General features: G+C 66.6%; 26 protein-coding genes. 18 read left to right on the forward strand and 8 right to left on the reverse strand.

Translation table 11 applies throughout. The features are described 5' to 3' along the window. Window positions 1–45 precede the first annotated feature (45 nt). The 3 genes from AC50X9_RS07790 to AC50X9_RS07800 all read left to right on the forward strand — a co-directional run bounded on the left by AC50X9_RS07790 (window position 46) and on the right by AC50X9_RS07800 (window position 2,423). Complete coding sequence (locus AC50X9_RS07790; protein ID WP_494892072.1) at window positions 46–789, forward strand: TetR/AcrR family transcriptional regulator; 744 nt, start codon at window positions 46–48, stop codon at window positions 787–789. A 91-nt stretch (window positions 790–880) separates the two neighbouring features. Continuing rightward, on the forward strand, window positions 881–1,861 hold the full coding sequence (locus tag AC50X9_RS07795) for a dienelactone hydrolase family protein (RefSeq protein ID WP_494892074.1): 981 nt from the start codon (window positions 881–883) through the stop codon (window positions 1,859–1,861). A 226-nt stretch (window positions 1,862–2,087) separates the two neighbouring features. After that, complete coding sequence (locus tag AC50X9_RS07800) at window positions 2,088–2,423, forward strand: YegP family protein (protein ID WP_494892076.1); 336 nt, start codon at window positions 2,088–2,090, stop codon at window positions 2,421–2,423. 58 nt (window positions 2,424–2,481) lie between these two features. Here the strand turns inward: AC50X9_RS07800 and AC50X9_RS07805 are convergent, their stop codons facing one another. Then, window positions 2,482–3,483 carry a hypothetical protein gene (locus AC50X9_RS07805; protein ID WP_494892078.1) on the reverse strand — a complete coding sequence of 334 codons (1,002 nt, stop codon included), beginning with the start codon at window positions 3,481–3,483 and terminating at the stop codon, window positions 2,482–2,484. Between the two features lie 87 nt (window positions 3,484–3,570). Next, window positions 3,571–3,873 (reverse strand): DUF4193 domain-containing protein, encoded by a 303-nt coding sequence (locus tag AC50X9_RS07810; protein WP_494892080.1) that lies wholly within the window; start codon window positions 3,871–3,873, stop codon window positions 3,571–3,573. Window positions 3,874–4,087: 214 nt separating this feature from the next. Here AC50X9_RS07810 and AC50X9_RS07815 point away from each other — a divergent pair, with 214 nt between their 5' ends. After that, window positions 4,088–4,426, forward strand: a complete 339-nt coding sequence (locus AC50X9_RS07815) for a YnfA family protein (protein ID WP_494892082.1) — start codon at window positions 4,088–4,090, stop codon at window positions 4,424–4,426. Window positions 4,427–4,429: 3 nt separating this feature from the next. Here the strand turns inward: AC50X9_RS07815 and ribA are convergent, their stop codons facing one another. Continuing rightward, window positions 4,430–6,343 (reverse strand): GTP cyclohydrolase II RibA, encoded by a 1,914-nt coding sequence (gene ribA / locus AC50X9_RS07820; RefSeq protein WP_494892084.1) that lies wholly within the window; start codon window positions 6,341–6,343, stop codon window positions 4,430–4,432. 143 nt (window positions 6,344–6,486) lie between these two features. On the opposite strand from ribA, the gene AC50X9_RS07825 reads away from it, so the two are divergent. Further along, window positions 6,487–6,978: a MarR family winged helix-turn-helix transcriptional regulator gene (locus AC50X9_RS07825; RefSeq protein ID WP_494892086.1), complete on the forward strand. Its 492-nt coding sequence runs from the start codon at window positions 6,487–6,489 to the stop codon at window positions 6,976–6,978. Window positions 6,979–7,354: 376 nt separating this feature from the next. On the opposite strand, the gene AC50X9_RS07830 is transcribed toward AC50X9_RS07825, so the two are convergent. The 4 genes from AC50X9_RS07830 to AC50X9_RS07845 are packed head-to-tail and all read right to left on the reverse strand — an operon-like array spanning window position 7,355 to window position 10,892. Continuing rightward, entirely contained in the window at window positions 7,355–7,759 is a 405-nt protein-coding gene (locus AC50X9_RS07830; protein WP_494892088.1) for a universal stress protein, read from the reverse strand. Next, on the reverse strand, window positions 7,756–9,288 hold the full coding sequence (locus AC50X9_RS07835; RefSeq protein WP_494892090.1) for a tripartite tricarboxylate transporter permease: 1,533 nt from the start codon (window positions 9,286–9,288) through the stop codon (window positions 7,756–7,758). Before AC50X9_RS07835 ends, AC50X9_RS07830 begins: the two co-directional genes overlap by 4 nt. A gap of 9 nt (window positions 9,289–9,297) precedes the next feature. After that, entirely contained in the window at window positions 9,298–9,885 is a 588-nt protein-coding gene (locus AC50X9_RS07840; RefSeq protein WP_494892092.1) for a tripartite tricarboxylate transporter TctB family protein, read from the reverse strand. Between the two features lie 5 nt (window positions 9,886–9,890). Next, window positions 9,891–10,892: a Bug family tripartite tricarboxylate transporter substrate binding protein gene (locus AC50X9_RS07845; protein WP_494892094.1), complete on the reverse strand. Its 1,002-nt coding sequence runs from the start codon at window positions 10,890–10,892 to the stop codon at window positions 9,891–9,893. A gap of 141 nt (window positions 10,893–11,033) precedes the next feature. Here AC50X9_RS07845 and AC50X9_RS07850 point away from each other — a divergent pair, with 141 nt between their 5' ends. From AC50X9_RS07850 to AC50X9_RS07885, 8 genes are all read left to right on the forward strand, one after another. Then, window positions 11,034–11,918, forward strand: a complete 885-nt coding sequence (locus tag AC50X9_RS07850) for a LysR family transcriptional regulator (protein ID WP_494892096.1) — start codon at window positions 11,034–11,036, stop codon at window positions 11,916–11,918. Between the two features lie 131 nt (window positions 11,919–12,049). Then, complete coding sequence (gene kdgD, locus AC50X9_RS07855) at window positions 12,050–12,964, forward strand: 5-dehydro-4-deoxyglucarate dehydratase (protein WP_494892098.1); 915 nt, start codon at window positions 12,050–12,052, stop codon at window positions 12,962–12,964. 10 nt (window positions 12,965–12,974) lie between these two features. Further along, window positions 12,975–14,609 (forward strand): aldehyde dehydrogenase (NADP(+)), encoded by a 1,635-nt coding sequence (locus AC50X9_RS07860; RefSeq protein WP_494892100.1) that lies wholly within the window; start codon window positions 12,975–12,977, stop codon window positions 14,607–14,609. After that, window positions 14,606–15,934 carry an enolase C-terminal domain-like protein gene (locus tag AC50X9_RS07865; protein ID WP_494892102.1) on the forward strand — a complete coding sequence of 443 codons (1,329 nt, stop codon included), beginning with the start codon at window positions 14,606–14,608 and terminating at the stop codon, window positions 15,932–15,934. The genes AC50X9_RS07860 and AC50X9_RS07865 overlap by 4 nt, the downstream gene beginning before the upstream one ends. A 137-nt stretch (window positions 15,935–16,071) precedes the next feature. Next, window positions 16,072–16,992, forward strand: a complete 921-nt coding sequence (locus AC50X9_RS07870) for an AEC family transporter (protein ID WP_494892104.1) — start codon at window positions 16,072–16,074, stop codon at window positions 16,990–16,992. A 97-nt stretch (window positions 16,993–17,089) separates the two neighbouring features. Continuing rightward, a complete protein-coding gene (locus tag AC50X9_RS07875) occupies window positions 17,090–18,217 on the forward strand; it encodes an L-talarate/galactarate dehydratase (protein WP_494892106.1) in 1,128 nt (375 codons plus the stop codon). Window positions 18,218–18,226: 9 nt separating this feature from the next. Continuing rightward, a complete protein-coding gene (locus tag AC50X9_RS07880) occupies window positions 18,227–18,940 on the forward strand; it encodes a FadR/GntR family transcriptional regulator (protein ID WP_494892108.1) in 714 nt (237 codons plus the stop codon). Window positions 18,941–18,952: 12 nt separating this feature from the next. Then, entirely contained in the window at window positions 18,953–20,314 is a 1,362-nt protein-coding gene (locus AC50X9_RS07885) for an MFS transporter (RefSeq protein WP_494892110.1), read from the forward strand. 98 nt (window positions 20,315–20,412) lie between these two features. Here the strand turns inward: AC50X9_RS07885 and AC50X9_RS07890 are convergent, their stop codons facing one another. Beyond that, complete coding sequence (locus tag AC50X9_RS07890; RefSeq protein WP_494892112.1) at window positions 20,413–21,282, reverse strand: SDR family oxidoreductase; 870 nt, start codon at window positions 21,280–21,282, stop codon at window positions 20,413–20,415. Between the two features lie 99 nt (window positions 21,283–21,381). Here AC50X9_RS07890 and AC50X9_RS07895 point away from each other — a divergent pair, with 99 nt between their 5' ends. The 5 genes from AC50X9_RS07895 to AC50X9_RS07915 all read left to right on the forward strand — a co-directional run bounded on the left by AC50X9_RS07895 (window position 21,382) and on the right by AC50X9_RS07915 (window position 24,157). Next, entirely contained in the window at window positions 21,382–21,771 is a 390-nt protein-coding gene (locus tag AC50X9_RS07895; RefSeq protein WP_494892114.1) for a winged helix-turn-helix transcriptional regulator, read from the forward strand. 81 nt (window positions 21,772–21,852) lie between these two features. Further along, window positions 21,853–22,440, forward strand: a complete 588-nt coding sequence (locus tag AC50X9_RS07900) for a hypothetical protein (protein WP_494892116.1) — start codon at window positions 21,853–21,855, stop codon at window positions 22,438–22,440. Window positions 22,441–22,484: 44 nt separating this feature from the next. Further along, window positions 22,485–22,961, forward strand: a complete 477-nt coding sequence (locus tag AC50X9_RS07905) for an NUDIX hydrolase (RefSeq protein ID WP_494892118.1) — start codon at window positions 22,485–22,487, stop codon at window positions 22,959–22,961. A gap of 99 nt (window positions 22,962–23,060) precedes the next feature. Beyond that, window positions 23,061–23,390 (forward strand): GYD domain-containing protein, encoded by a 330-nt coding sequence (locus AC50X9_RS07910; protein WP_494892120.1) that lies wholly within the window; start codon window positions 23,061–23,063, stop codon window positions 23,388–23,390. Between the two features lie 113 nt (window positions 23,391–23,503). After that, complete coding sequence (locus tag AC50X9_RS07915; protein WP_494892122.1) at window positions 23,504–24,157, forward strand: dTMP kinase; 654 nt, start codon at window positions 23,504–23,506, stop codon at window positions 24,155–24,157. Window positions 24,158–24,255: the final 98 nt, after the last annotated feature.

A 24,255-nucleotide genomic window follows, 5' to 3' on the forward strand; every position in this document is an offset into this window, starting at 1 on the left:
GGTGTACACTTGTCAAGAGGCAACAGCCACGGAAAGGTGGTCCGGATGACTCAGCAGCTGGAGAACGCACGCCGTACGCCCCTGAACCGGGACCGGCTGCTCATGGCCGCCGTGTCACTCGCCGATGACGCGGGCTTGGACTCGGTGAGCATGCGCAGGCTCGCCGAGGAACTAGGCGTGGTGCCAATGGCTCTTTACAAGCACGTCGCCAACAAGGAGGAGCTGCTCGACGGAATGGTCGCCAGCCTCATCGGCGAGGTCGATCCCCCCGCCCCCGACACCGACTGGAAGAGCGCCGTACGGTTGCGGGTACTCTCGGCGAGACGGGCGCTGCAGCGGCACCCGTGGGCCCGGCGCGCTATTGAGTCCAGGACCAATAAGACGCCCGCTGTCCTTGACTACATGGAGTCGTTCATCGGCATGTTCCTGGCCGGGGGCTTTACAGCCGATCTCACGCACCACGTCATGCACGCCCTCGGAGGCCGCCTGTGGGGTTTCACCCAGGAGCTGTTCGATGACCCGGCTGGCCCGACGGCGACGCCTGCGGCCGGGTCCGGCGCGACGGTGTCGCCGGACGCCGAGTCCGCCATGGTCGAGCAGATGGCGGCGCGTTATCCGAACATCCTGGCAGTCGCCACGTCGACGCCCCACGATGAAGGGTCGGTCGTCGGGCACGGCTGCGATGACCAGTTCGAGTTCGAGTTTGCCCTCGATCTGCTTCTGGACGGTTTCGAGCGGCTGCACGAACAGGGCTGGTCGTCGGCGCAGAAGAGGCAGGACAGCCGGTAGCCGCCACCCGTCACCGGCAGGCTGCGTCAGGATCGCCCTTGCCTGTCAGCGGACTTCGGAGGAGGATGTGCGCACACTCCAGGAGGCCTTCATGACCACGCTTGGCAAGTTTGAGAAGTACCTGATCGAGGAATTCTTCGACGATTACCGCGCCGGTGCCATGAGCCAGCGCACGTTCACGCGGCGGGTGGCGTTTATTACCGGCAGCATGGCCGCAGCGTCGGCCGCGATGCTGCTGGTCGGGTGCACACCGGAAGAAGTCCCGCGCAGCACCGACCCGATGCCGACGCCCAGCCCCTCGTCGCCGTCGGGCTCGGCATCCGGCACCGCTTCCGCCGGCCCGGTGCCGGAGGCCAAAAGCCCGCTCTCCGTCCCCGAGGGCGCGCCGGGCCTCAAGACCGAGACGGTGTGGTTCCCGGCGGAGGGGACCGACATCAGCGCCTACCTGGCCCGGCCCGAGTCGGGAGCGCCCGGACCGGCCGTACTGATCTGCCACGAAAACCGCGGGCTGACCCCACACATCGAGGACGTGGCGCGCCGCTTCGCCAAGGCCGGCTACGCCGCCCTGGCGTTGGACCTGCTCAGCCGGGAAGGGGGCACGGCCGCCATGGACCGCGACGCCGTCCCCGGCGCCTTGACGGCTGCCGGCACCGCACGCCACGTATCGGATTTCGCCGCTGCCTTCGATCACCTGCAGTCAAAGGACTTTGTTGACGAGGCCCGGATCGCCATGACCGGGTTTTGCTTCGGCGGAGGCATTACCTGGCAGGGCGCTACGGAGCTTCCGGGGCTGAAAGCAACCGCAGCGTTCTACGGGCCCTCGCCCGATCTGGAAAAGATCCCCACGATCAAGCCGGCGGTCTTCGGCGTCTATGCCGAACTCGATCAGCGGATCACGGGCGCATTGCCGGCCCTGCGGGAAGCCCTGGCTGCCACGGATGTCCGCCACCAGCTCACCGTCTATCCCGGCGTCGACCACGCCTTCCACAACGACACCGGACAGCGGTACGTTGAGGCGCAGGCCACCGCGGCCTGGAATGACACGCTCGCCTGGTTCGCCAAATACGTCTGATCCCCGCCGAAACGTCTCAGAGCGCTGTTGCACAGCTTTTACCCAGGGTTTACCTGCCGCGCCTTGTAGGCACCGCGGGCGTGCAACAGACTGGTTAACACAGATGAAAAGCCCCTTCGCGATCGTTCGACCGGAGCAGCGTGGCAGGAACGCAGCGATGCGTTCGGCCCTGCTCCGCGGTTTCGACGTCAGGGGACAGGCTCCGAAGACGGGGAGGATTACCAGAATGGCTGGAAGTATTGAATTGTTCGTTGACGGGCAGTCGAATTTCCGATTCCGGCTGAAGGCACCGGACGGCACCATAATGGCGGTGTCGGCCGCGTTCACGGACAAGTCCGCAGCCGTCGCCGGCATCGAAGCGGTGCGGGAGTGCGCCGGCATGGGGCTGATTAATGACGTGTGCCCCGGCAGCGGGAGGGACCACGGCCGGCTGGAATCAACCCATTCCAGCATCGCCGCGCAGGCCCGTCACGACTGGCATAAACGGGCCGACCGATTCCACACCCGCGCCAAGACCATCCGCCGGGCGGCAACGGCGCCCAGGTGGTTGGGCGCAACCTAGCGCCGGCCGGGAAAGGCTGTCCTGTCGACCCCGGAATGGTCGACCCCGGAATGGTTGGCTACGGGCTCACTCCGCCGTCATGCCACCGCAGCACACGCAGCGCCCGCAGCGTGTTCCATCTGCTCGGCCTGCCGTCGCCATCCTCAAGTTCGAAATGGGTCTGCCCGGGGTGGGTGTTTTCCAAAAGCCAGGTACCGTCGGGCTGTTTCTTCGATCGAAGCAGCTCGACAGCCTCGGCCAGGCGCGGGTCCGGCGGCCCGCCGGCGGAACGGAAGTACTCCAGGGCACGGAGCACGTCGTAGTACCAGCGGGGCGGATAGCTGAACTCCAGCCAGACCGGGTCGATGACGTCGCCGGTGCTTTTGCGGCGGAACAGCCCGCGTTCGAGCAGGTACTCCTCGCCGCGCCGGCGCGCCTCGGTGGATTCCGCTGAGCCACCGGTTGCCTGCTCGTGCGCCAGGAGCCCTTCGAGGACGTTGATCGTGGTGGCGGCCGACGAGACCACGGCACCATGGTCGGCCCAGCAGTTCCACCCGCCGTCGTCGAGCTGGCCACGGACAAGCCGGGCGACCACGCTGTCGACATCCTGGGCGAAGTAGGCTCCCAGGCCCACCGCCATTCCGTTAATGCAGGGCTCGACTTCGCCGTTGAAGTAGGGCTGGCCGCCCTCTTCCCAACGGCAGTTCTCCCGCACCAGGGCGACAGTCTCGCGCAGCTGCTCACTTGCCGGGTCGGCACCGAAGTCACGCAGCTGCAGGAGGCCGTACGTCGTGGCGGTCCACGGCTGGCTGCCGTCGTCGGGTGCCTCGTGCTCGCCGTCCGCAGCGTCAGCCGCTTGGGGAGGTTCGACGTCGGAATGGTCGCCCTGGGCGGGGAAATAGGCTCCCCCGGCCCATTGGCCGTCCTCCCCGCGCAACGCCAACAACCGGGCACCCCACCCCTCGGTGGTCACCCGTGCGCGCTCGGCGGCCACGACGTCGGCCGGGGCGCCGGCCAGATCGCGCAGCGTCTGCCAGCGGACCGAAGGGTCAGAATCCAGCAGCCAATCCAGGACAGTCATGCGCCGATTGTAGTGCTCGCGGTGTTTTGTTTACACAGTTTTGTTCGACCGGCGGCGCCGGATTTCACCGCCGGTCCCGGGAAGGTTTTAGCCTTCGCAGTCAACGCAGTAAGCGTGACCATTCTTCTCGCGGGCGATCTGGGAGCGGTGCCGGACGAGGAAGCAGGAGTAACAGGTGAATTCATCCTCCGCCTGCGGGATGACCTGGACGACCAGTTCCTCGGCAACGAATTCTCCGCCCGGGGTAATCGAACCGTCCAGCGAATCGGCTTCATCGAGCTCGCTCACAACGCTGCGGGCGTCCGGGGCGTTGGCGGACTGCAACGCTTCCAAGGACCTGTCCTGCGATTCCTTGACGTCGGAACGTACTTCATCGTAATCGGTTGCCACTGAGGTGTTTCTCTCTTCTTCGGTTTGCGGTTCGGCTAGGTGTTCAACGTATAGAACCGCTGGGGTATTCCCATCCCCAGAGGATACCCGGGCGGAGACCTGGACACGAGCCGCCTCCAGGGATGCGGGCTCGGCGGCTCCCCCTGGCTTCAGCGAATCCAACGGCCCGGCCGCTCCGCGACAGCCCGGTCACCAGCCCTGCGATGATGGGGCCGTGACTATCGCAAAATCGATCGTGCTGTTCGCCCTCGCCGCGGCGGCCGAAATCGGCGGCGCCTGGCTGGTCTGGCAGTCGGTCCGCGAAGGCAAGGACTGGTGGTGGGCCGGAGCGGGCGTCGTCGCCCTGGGTGCCTACGGCTTCGTGGCAACCTTACAGCCGGATGCGCATTTCGGGCGCATCCTCGCAGCCTACGGCGGCGTCTTCGTGGCCGGATCGCTCGCCTGGGGCATGATTTTCGACGGATTCCGGCCCGACCGCTGGGACATCGCCGGGTCAATCATCTGCCTGATGGGTGTGTGCGTGATCATGTTTGCGCCCCGGAGCGCCGGGTAGTTCTTAGAACGAGGGGATCGTGAACCCCAGGCCGAGCAGGCCGCGGCCCGCCTGCTCGAGGATCGGATCGACCGTCAGGGTTGGGTGATTGAGCAGGACGTTGACGTCGCGTTGGATCCGCTGCAGCGGGTGCGAAAGCCGGTGGGCACTGCCGCCTGATCCCGCCATCACGAGACGGACTGCTTCGGCCGCTGCCTCCCCGCTGAGGGCGAGCGAGAGCCGGTGCCGGGCACGCTCCCCCTCCGTCAGTGCTGAGGGCTGACGCTGATAGGCGGCGGAAACAACCCTGATCGCCTCGTCCCAGTGCAACTGTGCGGTGACCACGAGCCCGTAGGCCTGCGAGAAGCGGGCCTGTGCGAGCGGCGAATCCGCCTGGCGGTTCTCCACGGTGTTTTTGACCTTGCGCACCAGCATCCCCGCGCGGAACAGTTCGACGGCGTGCTCGGCGGCGCCCAGCGCGGCGGCCGGTGCCACTAGGTTCAACAGCGTGGCCAGGGGGGTGTGGATGATTGGGTCCGGATGGATCCGGCTGCCCGGGTTGTCCGCCGCCCCCAGAAGCGCCCAGTCCAGGGTCCGGTGTGCCGGCACGAACAGCCGCTCTGTTCGGACGTCATTACTGCCCGTGCCCCGCAGCCCTGCCGTGTGCCACACGTCCATCAGTTCGACGTCGGAAATCGGCACGAGGCACTGCAGGCGCGTGTCCCCGTGCTGCGCCGCCAACAGGACCCACCCGGAGTGCATCACGCCGGAGGCGAAGCTCCACCGGCCGGAAATGACAAAGCCTCCCGGGACTTTCTCGGCGGTCCCCACCGGTGCCCCGGTCGCGGCGGCCAACGGAGCAGGACCGTGCGCGAAGACTTCGTCCTGAACGTCCTGCGGCCACCGTGCCAGCATCCAGACGTGCTCGGTCAGGTGACCGGCGGTCCAGGCGGTGGAGGCGCAGCCGCGCGCGAGCCGGCGGACGGACTCTGCATACGTTTCGAGGCCCAGACCAAACCCGCCGACAGCCTTCGGGGACAGCAGCTGGAAAACGCCGGCGTCCTTCAGGTCCTCCATCGTGGAGTCGGGGATTCGGCGGAGATTCTCCGTTTCCTCGGCCCGCTCCCTCAGCCGGGGAACGAGCCCGTCAATCCGGCTGAGCAGCTCGTCATGGGTGGGCAGAACGCCGTCGGCTGCAGCGTTCCTCGCGCTGGCGGTCCCGCCAGAGTGCTTGCCTTCATCGGCGTCCGGGCCGGGTTCGACGTCGGCCGGCAGGTCGAGCGTGTGGCCGGTGTGGTCGCGTTTCGCCGTCAGGTAGCGGTGATTGGCCTCCGACAAGTGCACCCCGGTGGGGAGCTGCTCGGTGACATCGATGCCGAGGGCGTTCAGCTGCGCCGCCTTGTCCGGGTTGTTGCTGAGCAGGCGTACCGAGGTGGCGCCGAGGGCGCCCAGCATCTGCGCGGCGGCGGTATATTCACGCTCGTCCTCGCCGTGGCCGAGGGCAAGGTTCGCTTCGTAGGTGTCCAGACCGGCGTCCTGAAGCGCATAGGCATCGAGCTTCGAGTAGAGGCCGATGCCGCGGCCCTCCTGTCGGAGGTAGAGGAGGAACCCGCCTGCGTCTGCGATTTGCTCGACCGCCTCGCGCAGCTGCGGTCCGCAGTCACAGCGCTGGCTGCCGAACACGTCACCGGTCAGGCATTCGCTGTGCAGCCTGACGAGAGGCGCCGGGCCCGTGGGCCCCTGATGCAGCAGCGCCTGCTCCCACTCGCCCAATGCGAGCAGCAGGTGTTCTTTGCCGTCGGACAGGCCCCGGAACGTCAGCACCTGGGTGGTGGCGGTGAAGCCGTCCGGAAAGCGCAGCGGAACGGTGACCTGGCTTCGGACTGTTGCCGGGGCTACCGCCAGGGGCGGCGCTGATGACTCGAACAGTACGGTCATCTGAGGTCCAAACGGGGCACGAGCATGTGGGTCCAATCAGAAATTTACTTGAAGATTGAAGTTAACCGTATCGACAGTTAGTTCACGATGCAAGTGATTGCGGCGCCGAAATAACTTCATGCTTGAAGTGTTACGCTGGCCCGATGGAACCTGCGGCGGAACCCCAGTGGCTGAGTAGCGAAGAGCGCCAGGCCTGGTTAACTCTTGTCGGCGTAATGGTCCGGCTGCCGTCAGCCCTCGACGCCCAGCTCCAGCGCGACGCCGGGCTCAGCCACTTTGAGTACATGGTGCTGGCTGGCCTCTCCGAAGCTCCCGGCCGCACACGCCGAATGAGTGAGCTGGCAGGCTTCACGGAATCTGGCCTTCCCCGGCTGTCCCAGGTTGTCAGCCGGCTGGAAAAGCGCGGCTGGGTGCGCCGCTCCCCCGATCCGTCCGACGGCCGCACCACCCTCGTCACCCTCACGGAGGACGGGTGGGAGAAGGTTGAGCAAACGGCGCCTGGTCATGTCGCTGCCGTCCGCGCGCTTGTCTTCGACCCCCTGACCAGAACCCAGTCGCGCCAGTTGGGTGACATCGGCCAGCGCGTCCTGCGCGCCGTCGATCCCGATGCCGGCTGCCTGCGCGACAAGGACTAGCACGCGGCCCTTTCCGGGAGGCAGTGGCCCCGCGTGAACTCACTGCAGGTCCATCCCCAGGCCTAACTCCCCGTAGTTGACCGCAGGGTGTTAAATAGTACTAATGGCAGCACGAAGGACGCTGCCTGAGAAGAAACGCTGCCTGAGCAGAACGCCGCATGAGAAGAACACCGCATGATGTGCGATTGGCTGCTGTTGCTTGCCGGAACCGTGAGGTCCGGCGCGAGACGGGGCCGGCGACGTGCGAGAGCCCTCTGAGACCGGGGCATCTCTCCCCAGCCGTCGTCGGTCCCCCTTTGGCCGTTACGACAAACAGGGCGGGTCCGAACCGAATGGTTCGGACCCGCCCTGTTTCACCGTCCGGGTTGTGGCCGTCTCAGCGTCCGGCGCCGTCTGCCTTGACGGCCAAAACCGGACGGTCCGCCTGGATCAGGATCCGCTGGGCATGGCTTCCCATGATGAACTTCCCCACCTGGGTACGGTGGCGCAGGCCGATGACAATCAGCGAGGCGTTGACCTCCCGCGCGAGCTCGAGAAACTCGTCCGCCAGGTCGTGCTGATACGAGGGCTGCATCACGGACGCCGTGACGCCGGCGTCCGTGGCGCGCTTCGCGGCCTGCTCAAGGAGTGCGGCGGTGGCCACGGCCTTGTCCACCAGCGCGCCTTCCCGGGCCGAATTGACGATGACGAGGTCTTCGTTCCGGAGGGTGGCCTCCGCGATACCGGCCGTGAGTGCGGCCTCCCCCGCGGGTGTGGGGACGAAACCGACGATAATGCTCATACCTTCTCCTTGATTTGTTCAGGGGCGGGCACTCCGGGGGTGGAGGGCTTGCGCTTGGCCATTACGGTCCGGATGCCCGGGAGGACGGCGACCAGCACGAAGACGATGAGGAGCGTCGCCGAAATCGGGCGGCTGAAGAATCCCATCGGGTCCCCGCCAAAGACAAGCAGCGAACGCCGCAGGGAGCTTTCCAGCAGGGATCCGAGGACAAAGGCCAGCACCAGTGGTCCCGGTTCGAAGCCAAACTTCTTCATGAGGTAGCCGATGATGCCGAAGACGACGACGAGCGTGACGTCGAACATGCTGTTGTTGATGGTGTAGGCACCCAGCAGGGTGATGAGGGCAGTGACGGGGGCGAGAATGGCGGCCCGCACCCGAAGGATCTTCACGAACAGGCCTACCAGCGGCAGGCTCATGATCAGCAGCAGGATGTTGCCGATATACATGGAATTCACCACGCCCCAGAACAGGTCCGGGTGCTCCTCGACGAGCTGGGGGCCGGGTGTCACGCCCTGGATCAGGAGGGCCCCGAACATCAGTGCCATGGTGGCGTTCGCGGGGATCCCCAGCGTGAGCAAGGGGATGAACGAGGAGGTCGCGGCAGCGTTGTTGGCCGTTTCGGGACCGGCAACACCCTCGGGAGCGCCCTTTCCGAACCGTTCAGGCTGCTTGGCCCGCTTCTTCTCCATGGCATAGGACGCCATCGAGGCAATCGTTGCGCCGCCGCCAGGCAGGATGCCCAGGAAGAAGCCAAGGACCGAGCCGCGTCCGATCGCTCCCGAGGCCTGCTTGAGGTCTGCACGGGAGGGCCAGACGTTGGTGACCTTCGAGGGGGCCTTGGCGGCCCGGTGGCGTTCCTCGAGGTTGTACAGGATCTCACCGAGCCCGAACACACCCATGGCGATCGGCACGAAGTCGATTCCGTCAGCGAGCTCCAGGCTTCCGAAGGTGAAGCGGCTTTCGCCGGTGAAGATGTCACGGCCCACTGTGGCGAGCAGCAGTCCCAGCGCCGCGGCGATGAGCGCCTTGGTCTTGGATCCGTTGCTGATGGTTGCCACCAGGAGGATCCCGAGCAGCGCCAGTGCCGAATATTCGGCCGGGCCGAAGTCGAGGGCGAAGCTGGCCACGACCGGCGCCAGGAAGGTCAGGCCGATGATGGCAGCGGTGCCGCCGATGAAGGATCCGATCGAGGCCAGGCCGAGGGCGGTGCCGGCCTTGCCCTGTTTGGCCATTTGGTAGCCGTCAAAGACGGTGACCACTGACGATGCCTCGCCGGGCAGCTTCAGCAGCACGGAGGTGATGGTGCCGCCGTACTGTGCCCCGTAGAAAATGCCGGCCAGCATGATGATGGCGGTGACGGGTTCCACGTTGTACGTAAGCGGGAGCAGGATGGCGATGGTTGCCGCGGGCCCCAGTCCGGGCAGCACACCGATCAACATGCCGATGACGACGCCGATCAGGCAGTACAGGAGGTTGGTCGGCTCCAGGACAACGGCGAATCCGTTGATCACGGGATTTAGAAAATCCACGGGGTTCTCCTAGAAGAGGTGGGGTATGGACGTGTTCAGCGCCAGGACAAAGATGCCGTAGAACGCTGCCACGACGATGGCGCTGATCAGCAGCGTGGAGCGCCAGGTTTCGCCGCCGAGGAACCGCATCCAGATGATGCACAGAACGAGGGCGGGCAACTCAAAGCCGATGACCGGCATCAGCGCCACCATGGCGGCGAGGGTGACGAGACCGGTCAGGGGCGCCATGGACATGCGGGTGAATTTCTCCGCGTCCCGGTTGTGGCGCCCGATAACGAGCTGGAAGAGTCCCAGGACCACCATGATGCAGCTGATCATGAACGGCCACAGTCCGGGCTGCGGTGCTGCCGGGGTACCCAGGCCCATCGCCAGCGACAGGAGGAGCGCGCCGACGCCGACGCCGAGGACCACCAAAGAGGCGGCCGTGTTGGCCAGGGCGCCGGCTGCAGGCGGCTTCTCATCCTCCCACTGGGCGGCCAGTTGCTCGGGCGTGAGATCCTCCTCCGGAAGGTCCTTGGGACGGTCAGGGGCGTCCCCGCCGGAGCGGGCAGCCGCCTGGCTGCCCCCTCCGGCGGACACTGGAGGTGTTGCTGTCACAGGAATCACTTGGTCCCGTTGAGGCTGATGCTGTACTTCTCCACCAGCGACTTGTACTTCGCGGCGTAGTCCTTCCACTGGGTGACGACTTCCTCGCCGGAGATCTCCTTCGGGGTCAGGAGGTTCTGCTCATTGAAGGACTTGTAGGCGTCAGACTTGAACGTCTCCTGCAGGGCGGCAAGCAGCTTGTCCTTCACGTTCTGCGGGGTGCCCTTGGGGGCAGCGACCGCCCGGTACTGGGCCACGGGAACGTCATAGCCCGATTCCTTGGCGGTGGGCGTGTCCGGAAGGAAGGAGTTCCGCTCCTCGGAGAAGACCAGGAGCGGGGCTACTTTGCCGGCCTTGATCTGCGGCATCGCTTCACCCAGCTGGATGGTGGCGAGTTCCACCTGGTTGCCCAGTACTGCTGTCAAGGCCGGTTTGCCGCTGTCGAAGGGCACGTCGGTGCCCGTCACGTTGGCCTGCTTGAAAAGCACCGTCTGGGCCAGCTGGCTGCCGGTGCCAACTCCGGTGGTGCCGAAGGTGATGTTCCGCCCCGCCCCGGTCACATCCTTGATGGACTTGAACCCGGACTTCTCGCTGGCAACCAGCACGTAGTCGTCCTGGGAGAGTCCGGCGATGACATCGAAGTCGTCGATGTTCACGGCCTCGTCCGCGGTGACGGCCAGCGGCGTGATGGTGATCAAGGACGCGTTGAGCAGAACCAGGTTCTGCCCGTCGGCGGGCTTGCCCGCCACTTCCTTGCTGGCCAGGGCGCCGTTGGCGCCTGGCTTGTTCACCACCGGCATCGGGGCGCCGAGGGTCTTGGCGGCGCCTTCCGAGATCGCCCGGGCGATGAGGTCGGTGCTGCCGCCGGGAGCCTGGCCAACGGTGAAGTTGACGGGTCCATTCGGATATGTTGCGGAATCGGTGGTGCCGCCTGCGACGTTGCCACACGCGGTCAGCGCCAGGAGCGTGACGGCGGAGGCCGCGCCGAGTACGGTGCGGCGCGAAGGGAAGTGCATCATTGGAACTCCTCGTTGGTGGTCGGGGCCCTGGCCCCGGAAGCATGTGAACCGCATCACTCCGGTTCGCTGAATCGAGTGTAGGGAGAGGCTATGATGCCTGTCTAAGCCCAAATATGCATCAAGTGATACCCGGAAGGCATTATGTTTACTTTTGACCAGCTGGCCGGATTCATCGCGGTGGCGGAGGAACTTCACTTCGGCCGCGCGGCGGAACGCCTCAACATGACCCAGCCTCCGCTGAGCCGCCAGATCCAGAAGCTGGAGCGCAGCGTCGGTGCCGAGCTCCTCGAACGGGACAACCGCAAGGTTCAGCTGACCCATGCCGGCGTGGCCTTCCTCGACGAGGCCAGGCGCCTGCTGGCGCTCGCCGAGCGCGCCCCCCTGACCGCACGGCGCATCGCCTCGGGCCGCTCGGGCCTGCTGCGCATCGGTTTCACCGCGGCCAGCGGACTCAGCATCCTGGGCCCCCTGCTGGAGGAGATTGCCACCAGGCTGCCCGACGTCGACATCGACCTCCAGGAGTTGGTCTCCGGCGAACAGATCCAGGCGCTGCAGACCGGGGAACTGGACCTTGGTCTGGCACGGCCGCCATTTAACAGCGAGGTGTTTGATTCCCACCTGCTCTACCGCGAGTCCCTGGTCCTCGCCGTCCCGACCGGCCACCCGCTGGCGCTCCTGGGCCGGGACATCGACAACGATGAAGTCAAGGATGAGCCGATCATCATGCACTCGCCCCTGCAGGCGCGGTACTTCTACGACCTCGTCATTCGCACGTTCCCCATCCAGCACGGCAATGTGGTCCACACCGTCAGCCAGATCCTGACAATGGTTTCGCTGGTGGCGGCCAAGCGCGGCGTCGCTTTCGTTCCTCACTCCGCAACGGCACTGGGAATCGCCGGGGTGGAATTCCTGCCCCTGACGGGCAGCAAAGGGGAACCTGTGGAGCTCCACGCCATCTGGAACCGCAAAATGGAAAATCCTGCACTGGGCCGCCTGCTGACCGAGCTCGAGTACCAAATGGAGTGACCACTTTCATGATGCACGCAGGGTATCAATACATACAAAAATGAACTTAGACAGGCATGAGAGCCGAGCCTAGTCTGAAGGGGAACCACACCACTTGCGCCAAGCACGGCGCCTACCCGGAGGACCATATCGTGGCAAAATACACACCCCAGGAACTGGCCAACGCCCTCAAGGAGGGCCTGCTCTCCTTCCCCGTCACGTCGTTCAACGCGGAGCTGCAGTTCGACGAGGAGAACTACCGCAAGCACCTTGCCTGGCAGGCGAGCTTCCCGGTCGCGGGCCTGTTCGCCGCCGGCGGCACCGGCGAAGGCTTCTCCCTGACACCGGCAGAATCGGAGCGGGTGGTCCGCGCCGCCGTTGACGAGGTGGGCGCGCGCGTACCCGTCCTGGCCTCCGCCGGTGGATCCACCGCCCAGGCCATCGAAAATGCCCAGGCAGCCGAAACCGCCGGGGCGGAAGGCATCCTCCTCCTCCCGCCCTACCTGACCGAGGCGGACCAGGACGGCCTGACCGAACACGTCAGTGCCATCTGCAGGTCGACCTCACTCGGCGTCATCATCTACAACCGCGCCAACGCCATCTACAAAGACACCACCGTCGCCACCCTGGCGGACCGGCACGAGAACCTGATTGGCTTCAAAGACGGGGTCGGGGACCTCGAACACGATGCCCGTGTCTACGCCAAGCTCGGCGAACGGCTCTTCTACCTGGGCGGGCTGCCCACCGCGGAAACGTTCGCGCTGCCGCTGCTCCAGCTGGGCATGAGCACCTATTCCAGCGCGATGTACAACTTCGTCCCGCAGTTCGCCCTGGATTTCTACCAGGATGTCCGCAACGAAGACCGCGTTGCAGTCAACAAGAAGCTCAACGACTTCGTGATCCCCTACCTGGACATCCGCGACCGGGTCAAGGGTTACTCCGTCTCCATTGTGAAGGGCGGCCTGGACGCCATCGGGCGTTCCGCCGGTGGAGTCCGCCCGCCGCTGCAGAACCTCGCGCCGCAGGACTTCGCCGACCTCAAAGCGCTCATCGCAACCGTTTCCTAGGAGGAACCCCTTGCCCCTCACCGGACACTCCCTGATCGCCGGCCGTCCGCTCGCCGGCAACGGCCAGACCACCCACGGCGTCAATCCCGCCACAAACGAAATGCTCGAACCGGCTTACACGCTGCTCACCGCGCAGCAGCTCACGGAGGCGACCGCGGCGGCCGCCGAGGCCTTCGCCTCGTTCAGCACACTTGACCCGGAAACCCACGCCGGCTTCCTGGAGGCCATCGCCAACAACATCGAAGCCATCGGCGACGAGCTCATCACCCGGGCCGGCCAGGAGACCGGTCTGCCCGCCGCGCGCCTCCAGGGCGAGCGTGCCCGCACCTCCGGCCAGCTGCGCCTCTTTGCCGGCGTCGTCCGCCAGGGAGATTTCCGCGGCGTCCGGATTGACCCAGCGCTGCCGGACCGCGCTCCGCAGCCGCGCGCCGATATCCGCCAGCGCCAGATCCCGCTTGGACCGGTTGCCGTCTTCGGCGCCAGCAACTTCCCGCTGGCCTTCTCGACGGCAGGCGGAGACACCGCCTCCGCCCTCGCGGCCGGCTGCCCCGTGGTCTTCAAGGCCCATAACGCCCACCCCGGCACCGGCGAACTCGTCGGGCAAGCCATCGCCAAGGCGGTCACGGACTTCGGGCTGCACCCCGGCGTCTTCTCGCTGGTCTACGGCCCGGGCAGCAGCATCGGGCAGGCCCTCGTCGCCGATCCCGCGATCAAGGCTGTCGGATTCACCGGCTCGCAGTCCGCCGGCATCGCCCTGATGCGCACCGCCGCCGGGCGCCCCGAGCCGATTCCCGTCTATGCGGAGATGTCCTCGCTCAACCCGGTGTTCGTCTTCCCCGGAGCACTCACCGGCGACGTCGACGCGCTGGCTGCGCAGTACGTTGCGGCTGTTACGGGCAGCTCCGGCCAGCTGTGCACGTCCCCCGGGCTCTTGTTCGCGCCGGCCGGTGAGGCGGGCGACAAATTAGCTGCCGCCGTCGGCCGGGCCGTCTCCGGCTGCGTCGGGCAGACCATGCTCACCGCCGGAATCGCCGGATCCTGGCAGGCCGGGGCGGAGGCCCTGGGATCAGCGGACAACGTCAGCGTCCTCGGACAAGGCGTCGAAGGGGAGTCAAAGAACTCCCCGGCTCCTGCCATCTTCGGCACCAGCGTTGCAGAGTTCCTGGCCAACCACGTGCTGCACGCGGAAATCTTCGGCGCCGCCAGCCTGGTGATCCGCTATTCAACCACCAAGGAACTCGTCGACGCCGCCAGCCGGCTCGAAGGTCAGCTGACCGCCTCGCTGCAGCTCACCGAGGCGGACTACGCCGCGGCGGCCCCCCTGGTGCCGGCACTGGAGCGGAAGGTCGGCCGGATCATTGTCAACGGCTGGCCCACCGGCGTTGAAGTCGGGCACGCCATGGTCCACGGCGGCCCCTTCCCGGCCACTTCGGACACCCGGACCACCTCCGTCGGCAGCCTGGCCATCGACCGCTTCCTGCGCCCCGTCGCGCACCAGAACCTCCCGCCGGAACTTCTCCCCGCGCCGCTCCAGGACGCCAACCCGTGGCGGCTGAACCGCCGGATCAACGGCGTCGTGGTCAACGCCGAAGCAGTACACTCAGCAGAGCCCGCAGCAACAGAGAAGGCAGAGGTCAGCGCGTGACAACTCAGCCCACCATCGCCCGGGTCGAAGTCGTCCCCGTCGCGGGCCACGACAGCATGCTGATGAACCTCAGCGGCGCGCACGGCCCGTTCTTCACGCGCAACGTCGTCATCATCACCGATTCGGACGGCCGGACCGGCCTCGGTGAAGTGCCCGGCGGGGAAAAGATCCGCACCACCATCGAGGAGGCCGGCAAGCTGCTCACGGGCCTTCCGGTGGCACGCTACCGCTCGCTGCTCCGTGACATTTCGACAACGTTCGCGGACCGGGACGCGGGCGGCCGGGGTCTCCAGACCTTCGACCTGCGCACCACCGTCCACGCCGTCACCGCCGTCGAATCGGCACTGCTGGACCTCCACGGACAGTTCCTCGGTGTCCCGGTCGCCGAACTCCTGGGCGACGGTCAACAGCGCAGCTCGGTGCCCATGCTCGGCTACCTCTTTTTCATCGGCGACCGCAGCAGGACGGATCTGCCGTACCTCGTGGAGGCGGCGCCCGCGGACCGGTGGGAAGAGCTCCGCCGGCAGGAGGCCATGACCCCGGACGCCGTCGTGGCCCTGGCAGAGGCCGCCCACGAGCGCTACGGTTTCAGCGACTTCAAGCTCAAGGGCGGCGTGCTCTCCGGCGACGCCGAGGTGGACGTCGTGACCGCCCTGGCGAAGCGCTTCCCGGAAGCGCGGGTCACCCTTGATCCCAACGGCGGCTGGCTGCTCGACGAAGCCATCCGGCTTGGCAAGCGGATGCAGGGCGTGGTGGCCTACGCCGAGGATCCGTGTGGCGCCGAGGGCCGGTTCTCGGGCCGGGAGGTGATGGCGGAGTTCCGCCGCGCCACCGGGCTGAGGACCGCCACGAACATGATCGCCACGGACTGGCGGGAAATGGCACACGCCATCCGCAGCAACGCCGTCGATATCCCGCTTGCGGATCCGCACTTCTGGACCATGCACGGCTCCGTCCGGGTGGCCCAGCTGTGCAACGATTTCGGCCTGACCTGGGGCTCGCACTCGAACAACCACTTCGACATCTCCCTGGCCATGTTCACCCACACCGGAGCTGCTGCTCCGGGGGAAATCACCGCCCTGGACACGCACTGGATCTGGCAGGACGGCCAGGGCCTGACCCGTGAACCGCTGCAGATCCGGGACGGCGCCATCCAGGTCCCGGACGCCCCGGGTCTGGGGGTCGAGCTGGACCGGGATGCCCTGGAAAAGGCCCACCAGCTGTACCTGGAACACGGGCTCGACGCCCGCGACGATAGCATCGGCATGCAGTACTACATCGACGGCTGGGCGTTCGACCCCAAGCGGCCCTGCCTGGTCCGCTAGGCGGCCCGGCCATCAGCCCCACCCCCGGACCCGCACGGCCGGAGCCCATCGCAACCGGGCGCCGGCCGTGCGGATCCCAACCACCTGCATGAACCCGGGCCGGATACCGGCCCACAGCTACTTTCGAAGGACCAATCTTGGGCGGCGTTGTCTCCGGAATTCTGATCGTCTCCGCTGTCATCGCTGTCGGCTATTGCGCCGCCCGGCTGCGGATCCTGGGGCCCGAGGTCCAGGGGGCCCTCACCCGCACGGCGTTCTACGTCACCAACCCGGCCTTGCTGTTCACCGTTGTGGCCGGCAGCGACATCCGCGCCGCGCTCGGCACCGACGCCCCGCTGGCGCTGCTCTCCGCGGCGGCTGTGGGGCTCCTCTACTGCCTCCTCAGCTTCCTGTTCTTCCGGCGGCCGGTGGCCGAAACCGCTGTCGGAGCCATGGCCAGCAGCTACGCCAACGCCAACAACATCGGCATTCCGGTGTCGCTCTACGCCGTGGGCACGGCACAACATGTTGCCCCCGTGCTCTTGGTCCAGATCCTGGTCATGGCCCCGTTCTACCTGACCGTCCTGGGACTGGCCGGGGGCGCGAGGATCTCCTGGAAAAAACTGCTGCTCCAGCCGTTCGCGAACCCCATGATCATCGCTTCCGGGCTGGGCGCCGCCGTCGCCCTGACCGGCTGGCACGCTCCCGAGCTCCTGCAGAAACCCATCGACATGCTCGCCGGCGGGGCCGTCCCCATGGTCCTGATCGCTTTTGGACTCTCCCTGGCCGGCAAGGCGCCGCTGCAGAAGGGTGACGGCCGCACCGAAACCCTCGTCGCCACCGCCCTGAAACTGGCCGCGATGCCTCTCGTCGTCTGGGCGCTGGGCCGCTTCGTCTTTGGCCTGGAGGGCCAGCATCTGCTCGCCAGCGTCATCATGGCGGCGCTGCCCACCGCCCAGAATGTGTTCCTCTTCGCGTCCCCCTACGGACGGGGCGTGACGATGGCCCGCGACGTGATTCTCTGCACCACCATCCTCAGCTCCGGCGCGCTCCTCGCGGTCGCGTGGCTGCTGGGCTAAATTCCTCCGGGAAAACTACTTGTTATACAAGTGGTTAGCTTGTAACCTAAGTAAGTGCGGGGCGCTGCGGCCCGGCACTCACTTCCAGGGAGAATCCATGACCAGCGTCGATCTGATCCGCCACGTAAAACTTTCCACGGCCAGGCTGCCGCTCGCCGTCCCCATCAGCGACGCCAAAGTGTTCACCGGGCGCCAGAAGCCGATGACCGAAGTCGTCTTCCTCTTCGCCGAAATCACCACCGAGCAGGGCCACAGCGGCATTGGCTTCAGCTACTCAAAGCGCGCCGGAGGCCCGGCCCAGTATGCCCACGCCCGGGAAGTTGCCGAGGGCATCATCGGGGAGGACCCGAACGACATCGGCAAGCTCTACACCAAGCTTCTATGGGCGGGCGCCTCCGTCGGCCGCTCGGGTGTTGCCACCCAGGCGCTGGCGGCCATCGACATCGCGCTCTACGACCTCAAAGCCAAGCGGGCCGGCCTGCCGCTGGCCAAGTTCCTGGGTTCCTACCGGGACTCCGTTCAGACCTACAACACCTCTGGCGGCTTCCTGAACGCCTCGCTCGACGAGGTCAAGGCCCGCGCCACCGTCCTCCTGGACGAGGGAATCGGCGGCATCAAGATCAAGGTGGGACTGCCGGATACGGCCGAGGACCTCCGCCGTGTCGCCGGGATCCGCGAACACATCGGCTGGGACGTCCCGCTGATGGTTGACGCCAACCAGCAGTGGGACCGCGCCACGGCCTTGCGGATGGGCCGCCAACTGGAGGAATTCAACCTCATCTGGATCGAAGAGCCCCTCGACGCCTACGACTTCGAAGGCCACGCGCACCTGGCGCGGATCCTGGACACCCCCATCGCCACCGGCGAAATGCTGGCCTCGGTCGCCGAACACAAGGGCCTCATCAACGCCGGGGGCTGCGACATCATCCAGCCCGACGCCCCGCGCGTCGGCGGCATCACCCAGTTCCTCCGCCTCGCCGCCCTCGCGGACGAACGCGGACTGGGCCTCGCCCCGCACTTTGCCATGGAAATCCATCTCCACCTCGCTGCTGCCTACCCGCGCGAGCCCTGGGTGGAGCACTTCGACTGGCTGGATCCGCTCTTCAACGAACGCCTCGAAACCAAGGACGGCCGCATGCTCGTTCCGGACCGCCCCGGCCTGGGTATCACCCTCAGCGACCGGGCGCGGGCCTGGACGACAGAGTCGGTGGAATTCGGCAAGTAACCTTGACCCATGAGCCGGAACCTGACCGCGGACCTCGCCGCCGATCTTCGCATGCGCATCGTCGACGGCGTGATCCAGCCGGGCGGCAAGCTTCCCAGCGAAAACACCCTGATCGGCGAGTTCGGCGTGAGCCGGACCGTGGTGCGGTCCGCGCTTACCCGGTTGCAGGCCGAAGGACTGGTGGAAACCGAACGGGGGCGGGGCAGTTTCGCGCTGACCCCTCCCCCGGCGGACGCACCGCCGGTCCCCGGCAACCGGCCGGTGGCCAGCCTGGCCGACCAGGTGAAGCTGCTGGAGTTCCGCATCGGCGTCGAATCCGAAGCGGCCGCGCTGGCCGCCCGGAACCGCTCGGAACGTCAACTGCAGGCGGTCCGGAAGGCGCTGGAGGAATTCACGGCCAGCGCGGCCCACCCGGCGCACGCCATGAAATCGGACTACGAGTTCCACCGGGCCATTGCGGCCGCTACCGGCAACCCGTTCTATTCCGACTGCCTGGCCCGGCTGGGTCAGACCATGATCGCAATGCCCCGGACCCGTCTGATGACGGGCGGGGAACATTACGTCCGGGAGCATTTCGAACAGGTGGTGCTGGAGCACGAGTCCATCTACGCCGCCATTTCGGAAGGCGACGGATCGTCGTCGGCGGCGGCCATGCGCAGCCATCTGGCAAACTCCCGACGCCGGCTCCGCACCCCCGCCGCGGGTCGCCGGACCGGCAGCTGAAGACCCAGACGGATGCAGGTCACAGACACCGCTGTCACGGACGTCGGAACCGCCACGAAGAAGTTCTTCAGGCGGGTCCTGCCCATCATGCTGGTCATGCTCGTGTGCAACCAGCTCAACCGGTCCAACATCGGCTACGCCCAGGCACAGCTGGAAGCCGACGTGGGCATCGGTGCCGCGGCCTACGGTCTTGGCGCCGGACTGTTCTTTCTCGCCTATGCGATCTTTGAGCTTCCCAGCAACGTTCTGATGGAGAAGCACGGTGCCAAGATCTGGCTGTCCCGGATCATGGTCAGCTGGGGTGTCGTCTCCTTCCTGATGGCGTTCGTGCAGAACGAGACGTGGTTCTTCATCCTGCGGTTCCTGCTGGGCGCAGCCGAGGCCGGGTTCTTTCCCGCTGTCATTTTCTACTTCGCCCGTTGGGTTCCGGCGGCCCAGCGCGGCAAGGCCACCGCGATCTTCATCGCCGGGTCCTCCGTCGCTGCCGCCGTCTCAGGGCCCATCGCCGGACTGCTGCTCAGCCTTCACGACTCGCTGGGCCTGCGGGGCTGGCAGTGGCTGTTCGGCTTCGAGGGCCTGCTTTCCGTGGTGGTCGGGGCCGTCGTGTTCTTCCTGCTGGACGCCAAAGTCGAGGATGCAAAGTGGCTGAGCCCCGGCGAAAAGTCCGCCCTGAGCGCTGCGATCGCGGCAGAGGACGCCGTTCACGCCGCCGTCGAGAATGGACCACTCAGCCGCTGGAGGATGCTGCTGGATCCGCAGATCCTGCTGCTGTGCGGCATCTACTTCGCCATTCAACTTTCCGTCTACGCCAACACCTTCTGGCTCCCCAGCATCATCAGGCGGATCCCGGGAACCACGGACCTCAGCGTCGGATTCCTCTCCGCGATTCCATGGGTCTGCGCGGTCGTTGCCATGTATTTTGCGGCGCGATGGCAGGACAGGGCGAGGTCCAGGCGACCGCTGCTCGTGCTCGCCCTGCTGGTCGCCGCCTGCGGGACCCTTGCGGCCGCCGTCGCGTCCCCGGCCCTGGCCTTGGTCTTCCTCTCCGTCGCCGCCATGGGCTTCAAGAGCGCCTCACCCTTGTTCTGGACCATCCCCCAGTCGGGTCTGCACCCGCTGGTCCTCGCGCCGGCCATCGCCATTATCAACTCGTTGGGAAATCTGGGCGGCTTTGTGGCTCCCTTGGGCTTCGGGCTCATCAAGGAACAGACGGGAAGCGTGACGCCGGGGCTGTTCGCCCTGGCTGCAGCCTCGACGGCCGCTGCCGGGCTGGTGTTTTTCCTCAAAGAGCGCCGGGCCGAGGGCTGCACCCCGACCGGGGGCGGGGAAATCCCTGGCGGGGAAATTGCGCGCAGAGCAGTGGGTGCCCGCTAGCTCCCAAGTCCCCGGGCTGGCCCGAGCGGTTCGGGCTGACCCCCGGACGCCAGCCACTGCCGGCCGGCGTCTCGGGTACCCGTTCCCAGGCTGGATGCCTAGTGCCGGCTCACGCCGGCGGCCGCCCGCACAGCGTCGCGCATGGTCGTGGCAGGCCGGCCGATCAGCTTGCTGAGGTCGCCGCTGGTCACGAGCAGCTCACCCCGCGCGATGCCAAGATCGCTGTCCGCCAGGATGGCCGCGTAGGGCTCCGGCAGCCCCACTTCGACCAGCACGCCGGTGTAGCTTTCCACCGGAAGGTCCTGGTACGTCACCGGCTGTTCGGCCGCGGCGCTGACTTCCTCTGCCAGCTCGCTGAGGGTGAAGGCCGCGTCGCCGCCGAGCTCATAGACCTTCCCGGCCTGGTCATCCCGGAGCAGCACAGCTGCCGCGGCCTGGGCGTAGTCGGCGCGGGTGGCCGCGCTCACGCGGCCTTCCCCGGCACTCCCGAGCACGGCGCCGTGCTGGACGTAGCTGCTGAGCTGGTCCGTGTAGTTCTCGAGGTACCAGCCGTTGCGCAGCAGCGCGAAGGGCAGGCCGGAGTCTTTCAGGGCTGCTTCCGTGGCCTCATGCTCGGCTGCCAACTTCATATCCGTGCTGCCCGCGTTGGCGATGCTGGTGTAGGCGATCAGACCGACGTTGGCGTCTTTGGCGGCCTTGATGGCGTTCCGATGCTGCTCAAGTCGCTGTCCGACCTCGCTGCCGGAGATCAGCAGCACTTTTTCGGCGCCGGCGAATGCCTGGCGCAGGGATTCCGGGTCGTTGTAGTCGACCGGCCGGAGCTGGACGCCCCGGTCCCCGAGATCGCTGATCTTGGCCAGATCACGGCCGGCGGCAACAATCCGGGCGGCGGGTACATTGTGTTCGAGGAGCGCTTCAACAACGAGGCGGCCGAGCTGTCCGGTGGAGCCGGTGACGACGATGGTCATGGTGTTCCTGTCTCTGGGGGAGGCTGACATCCATGCCAACTGCGCCACGCCAGGATTACTTCCCGGGAGAGAGTACGCACTTTAAAGTAAGGTACAACCATGAAGGTAAGTGCACCGCTCGTCGGCTCCCCAACTCTGCTGCAGGAAAAGATCTTCACGGCCGGATGTCCCAGCCGAACCGTTCTCGATCACGTCTCCAGCAAATGGGGCGTGCTGATCCTGGTGGCGCTGGCGAACGGCCCGCAGCGCTGGAGCGAACTGCGACGCCGCGCTGACGGCATCAGCGAGAAGATGCTCGCCCAGACGCTCAAGACACTCGAAAAGGACGGCTTCCTCCGCCGCGACGCCCAGCCGGTCATCCCGCCCAGGGTCGACTACAGCCTCACGGAACGTGGCTGCGAGCTTGTCGCCGTGTTGCTTCCGCTCGTGACCTGGGTCGCCGAACATGCCGACGAAATCGTCAATCCCGTGGGCCCGTTCCCGGAGTAGACCGGCTCACTGCCCCGCGCTCGCGGCGGGGAGGATAATGGCAGCGGGAGTCAGCAGCCAGCACCCGCGAGAGGGGTCCGAATGCAACCGTCGGCGCGCATCACGGTTGAGGTGCCGGTACTGGCTGTTGGTTCCGGACCCTCTGACTACGAGAATTTGGGCAAGAAGGTCGATGCGCTGCGCCGTCAGCAGGGCCTTCACCTGACACTGCTGCACATCGGCGTGCTGGAGGACTTCAGCCAGGACATCGCCGCCTGGACCAAGGGCATCACGACCCCGGCAGCAGCCACACGCACCACGGTTGCCTGGCTGGAGGGGCTGCCCGTCCTGGGAGGCTTCTCCGCCAGGACCGAGAGTCTGGTCCTGCTGGGCGGCGGGCGCGTGAGCGGCCTGGAGGTGGACGTACCCCCGCACGTGCGGGACTATCAGGTGTCCCTGGTTACAAGGCTGCATGAACTGCTGGACGAGTTGCTGGTTGACAACGTTGATGACTTCATCCTCAGCTCACGCGCCCTCGGCTTCAGGTATCCACGATGGACACCCCACATTGCCGTCGGCCGCCCCAAGACGAGGGACCGCGGACCGTGGGCAATTGAACCGCTGGACGTCGAATTCGGCGAATCGCGGATCAGGAACCGCCAGTTCTTTCCGTCCGGCGGCGCGGAATAGATTCGACGGAACCCAGTTTTCCGGACAAGCAGGTGGAGGGGCCCATGACCATTCGAAGCGCTGGGATACTGCTCTACCGCCGCGGCCCCGGCCCGGAGGTGGAGGTGTGGATAGCCCATATGGGGGGCCCGTTCTGGGCGGGCAAAGAGTCCCGCGCCTGGTCGATTCCCAAGGGCGAATACCTCGCGGACGAGGACCCGCTGGCCGCCGCGCAACGGGAGTTCGCGGAGGAAATGGGGAGTCCGGCCCCGGCCGCGGACTACGTCCCGCTTGGCGCCTTCCGGCAGCCCTCGGGCAAGATCATCACGGTCTTCGCCGCGGAGTCGGACTTTGCGCCCGAACACATTGTGAGCAACACTTTTGCACTGGAATGGCCGAAGGGGTCGGGTATCGTCCGGCACTACCCGGAGATCGACGACGCCGAGTGGACAGCCGTGCCGGCAGCGCGCTCCCGACTGGTCGGCGGCCAGTTGCCGATCCTGGACGCGTTCCTCCGGCTCGTGGGCAGCGACGTCCCATGATGTGGACTATCCCCCTTACAGCCTTACGCTTGCTGGCCCGGCCGCAGACTGCCACTCTGGGGGAATCGCACTCCCCTCAGCGGATGAAAGGCAAGGACGATGCCGCTCTATCTCTCGAAATTCAGCTACACCCCTGAGACGTGGGCCAGGATGATCAGCAACCCCGAAGACCGCAGGAAAGCAGCCACGGCGTACATCGAATCGGTCGGAGGAAAACTCCACGGCTTCTGGTACGCCTTCGGCACCCATGACGGCTACAACCTGTGGGAGGCCCCCGACAACGTATCCATGGCCGCTGTGGCGCTGGCCATCACCGGAGGCGGTGCCCTGAGCTCGCTGGAAACGACCGTGCTATTGACTGTCGACGAGACAATGGAAGCCCTCCGGATGGCCGGGCAGGTCAGGTACCAGGCGCCCGGCGCTGGATGATCCCGCGACCCCGCCGTTGGGCAGGGATCAGTCGGGCCGGGATCATCCGGCGCGTTCACTCGTTGGGCAGGTAGCGCCCTGCCACCACAACCCACCTCACGGAAGGAGACTGCTTGCTCATCGTACTGACCGGCATTGACGGCTCCGGAAAAACGACGGCGGCCGAGGCCATCGTTGATGCCGCCCGTCACGCGGGGGACAGCGCCCTGCTCCTCCGCAACTACGCAGGCCGCCGAAGGATGTCCCTGATCGGGGCGAAACTCGGCGTGCACCTGCCACGGCGGCTGGCGGACCTCATTGAAACGGCGGTCCGCACTTTCAACGTGGTGAATTCGCACCGCCGCGCCCGGCGATTCCCCGGCCTGGTCGTTATGGACCGGCACCTCCATTGCCAGCTCGCGCTGCGCCAGGCGCAGGGACTTCCCCGGGGACGTTGGCTTCCTTGGCTCATCCGCACGCTCCCCCAGCCCGACCTCGTCCTCCACCTGGACATTGACCCGCGGGAGGCCCAGGCGAGGGTGGTCGCTCGAGGCACGGACCGAGAGCGGCTCGAGGACCTCGAATCCCTGCGCGAGGCCTATCAGTCACTTCCGGAATTCCGCCGGTTCACCAGCATCCCTGCCGGGGGGCCGGCCGCGGAGGTACTCTCCCGGCTGCAGGCCGCCATCTCGATTGCCGGCGGAAGGCCGGCCGGCGGGTCCTCCCCCGCCAGCCGCGCACCCGTCCGGAGAGAGGCGGGTCCGGCAGCCCCCGGATCGGATACCTAGACGATATGAAGTGAGGGGTGCGGGGCCCCCAGCCCCGTCCGGGACCGGGCCATTATCGCCGGGTCGGCCCGGCAGCGCCGGCTTTGGTGTAGTCCGTG

Source organism: Pseudarthrobacter sp. HLT1-3 (assembly GCF_059383535.1).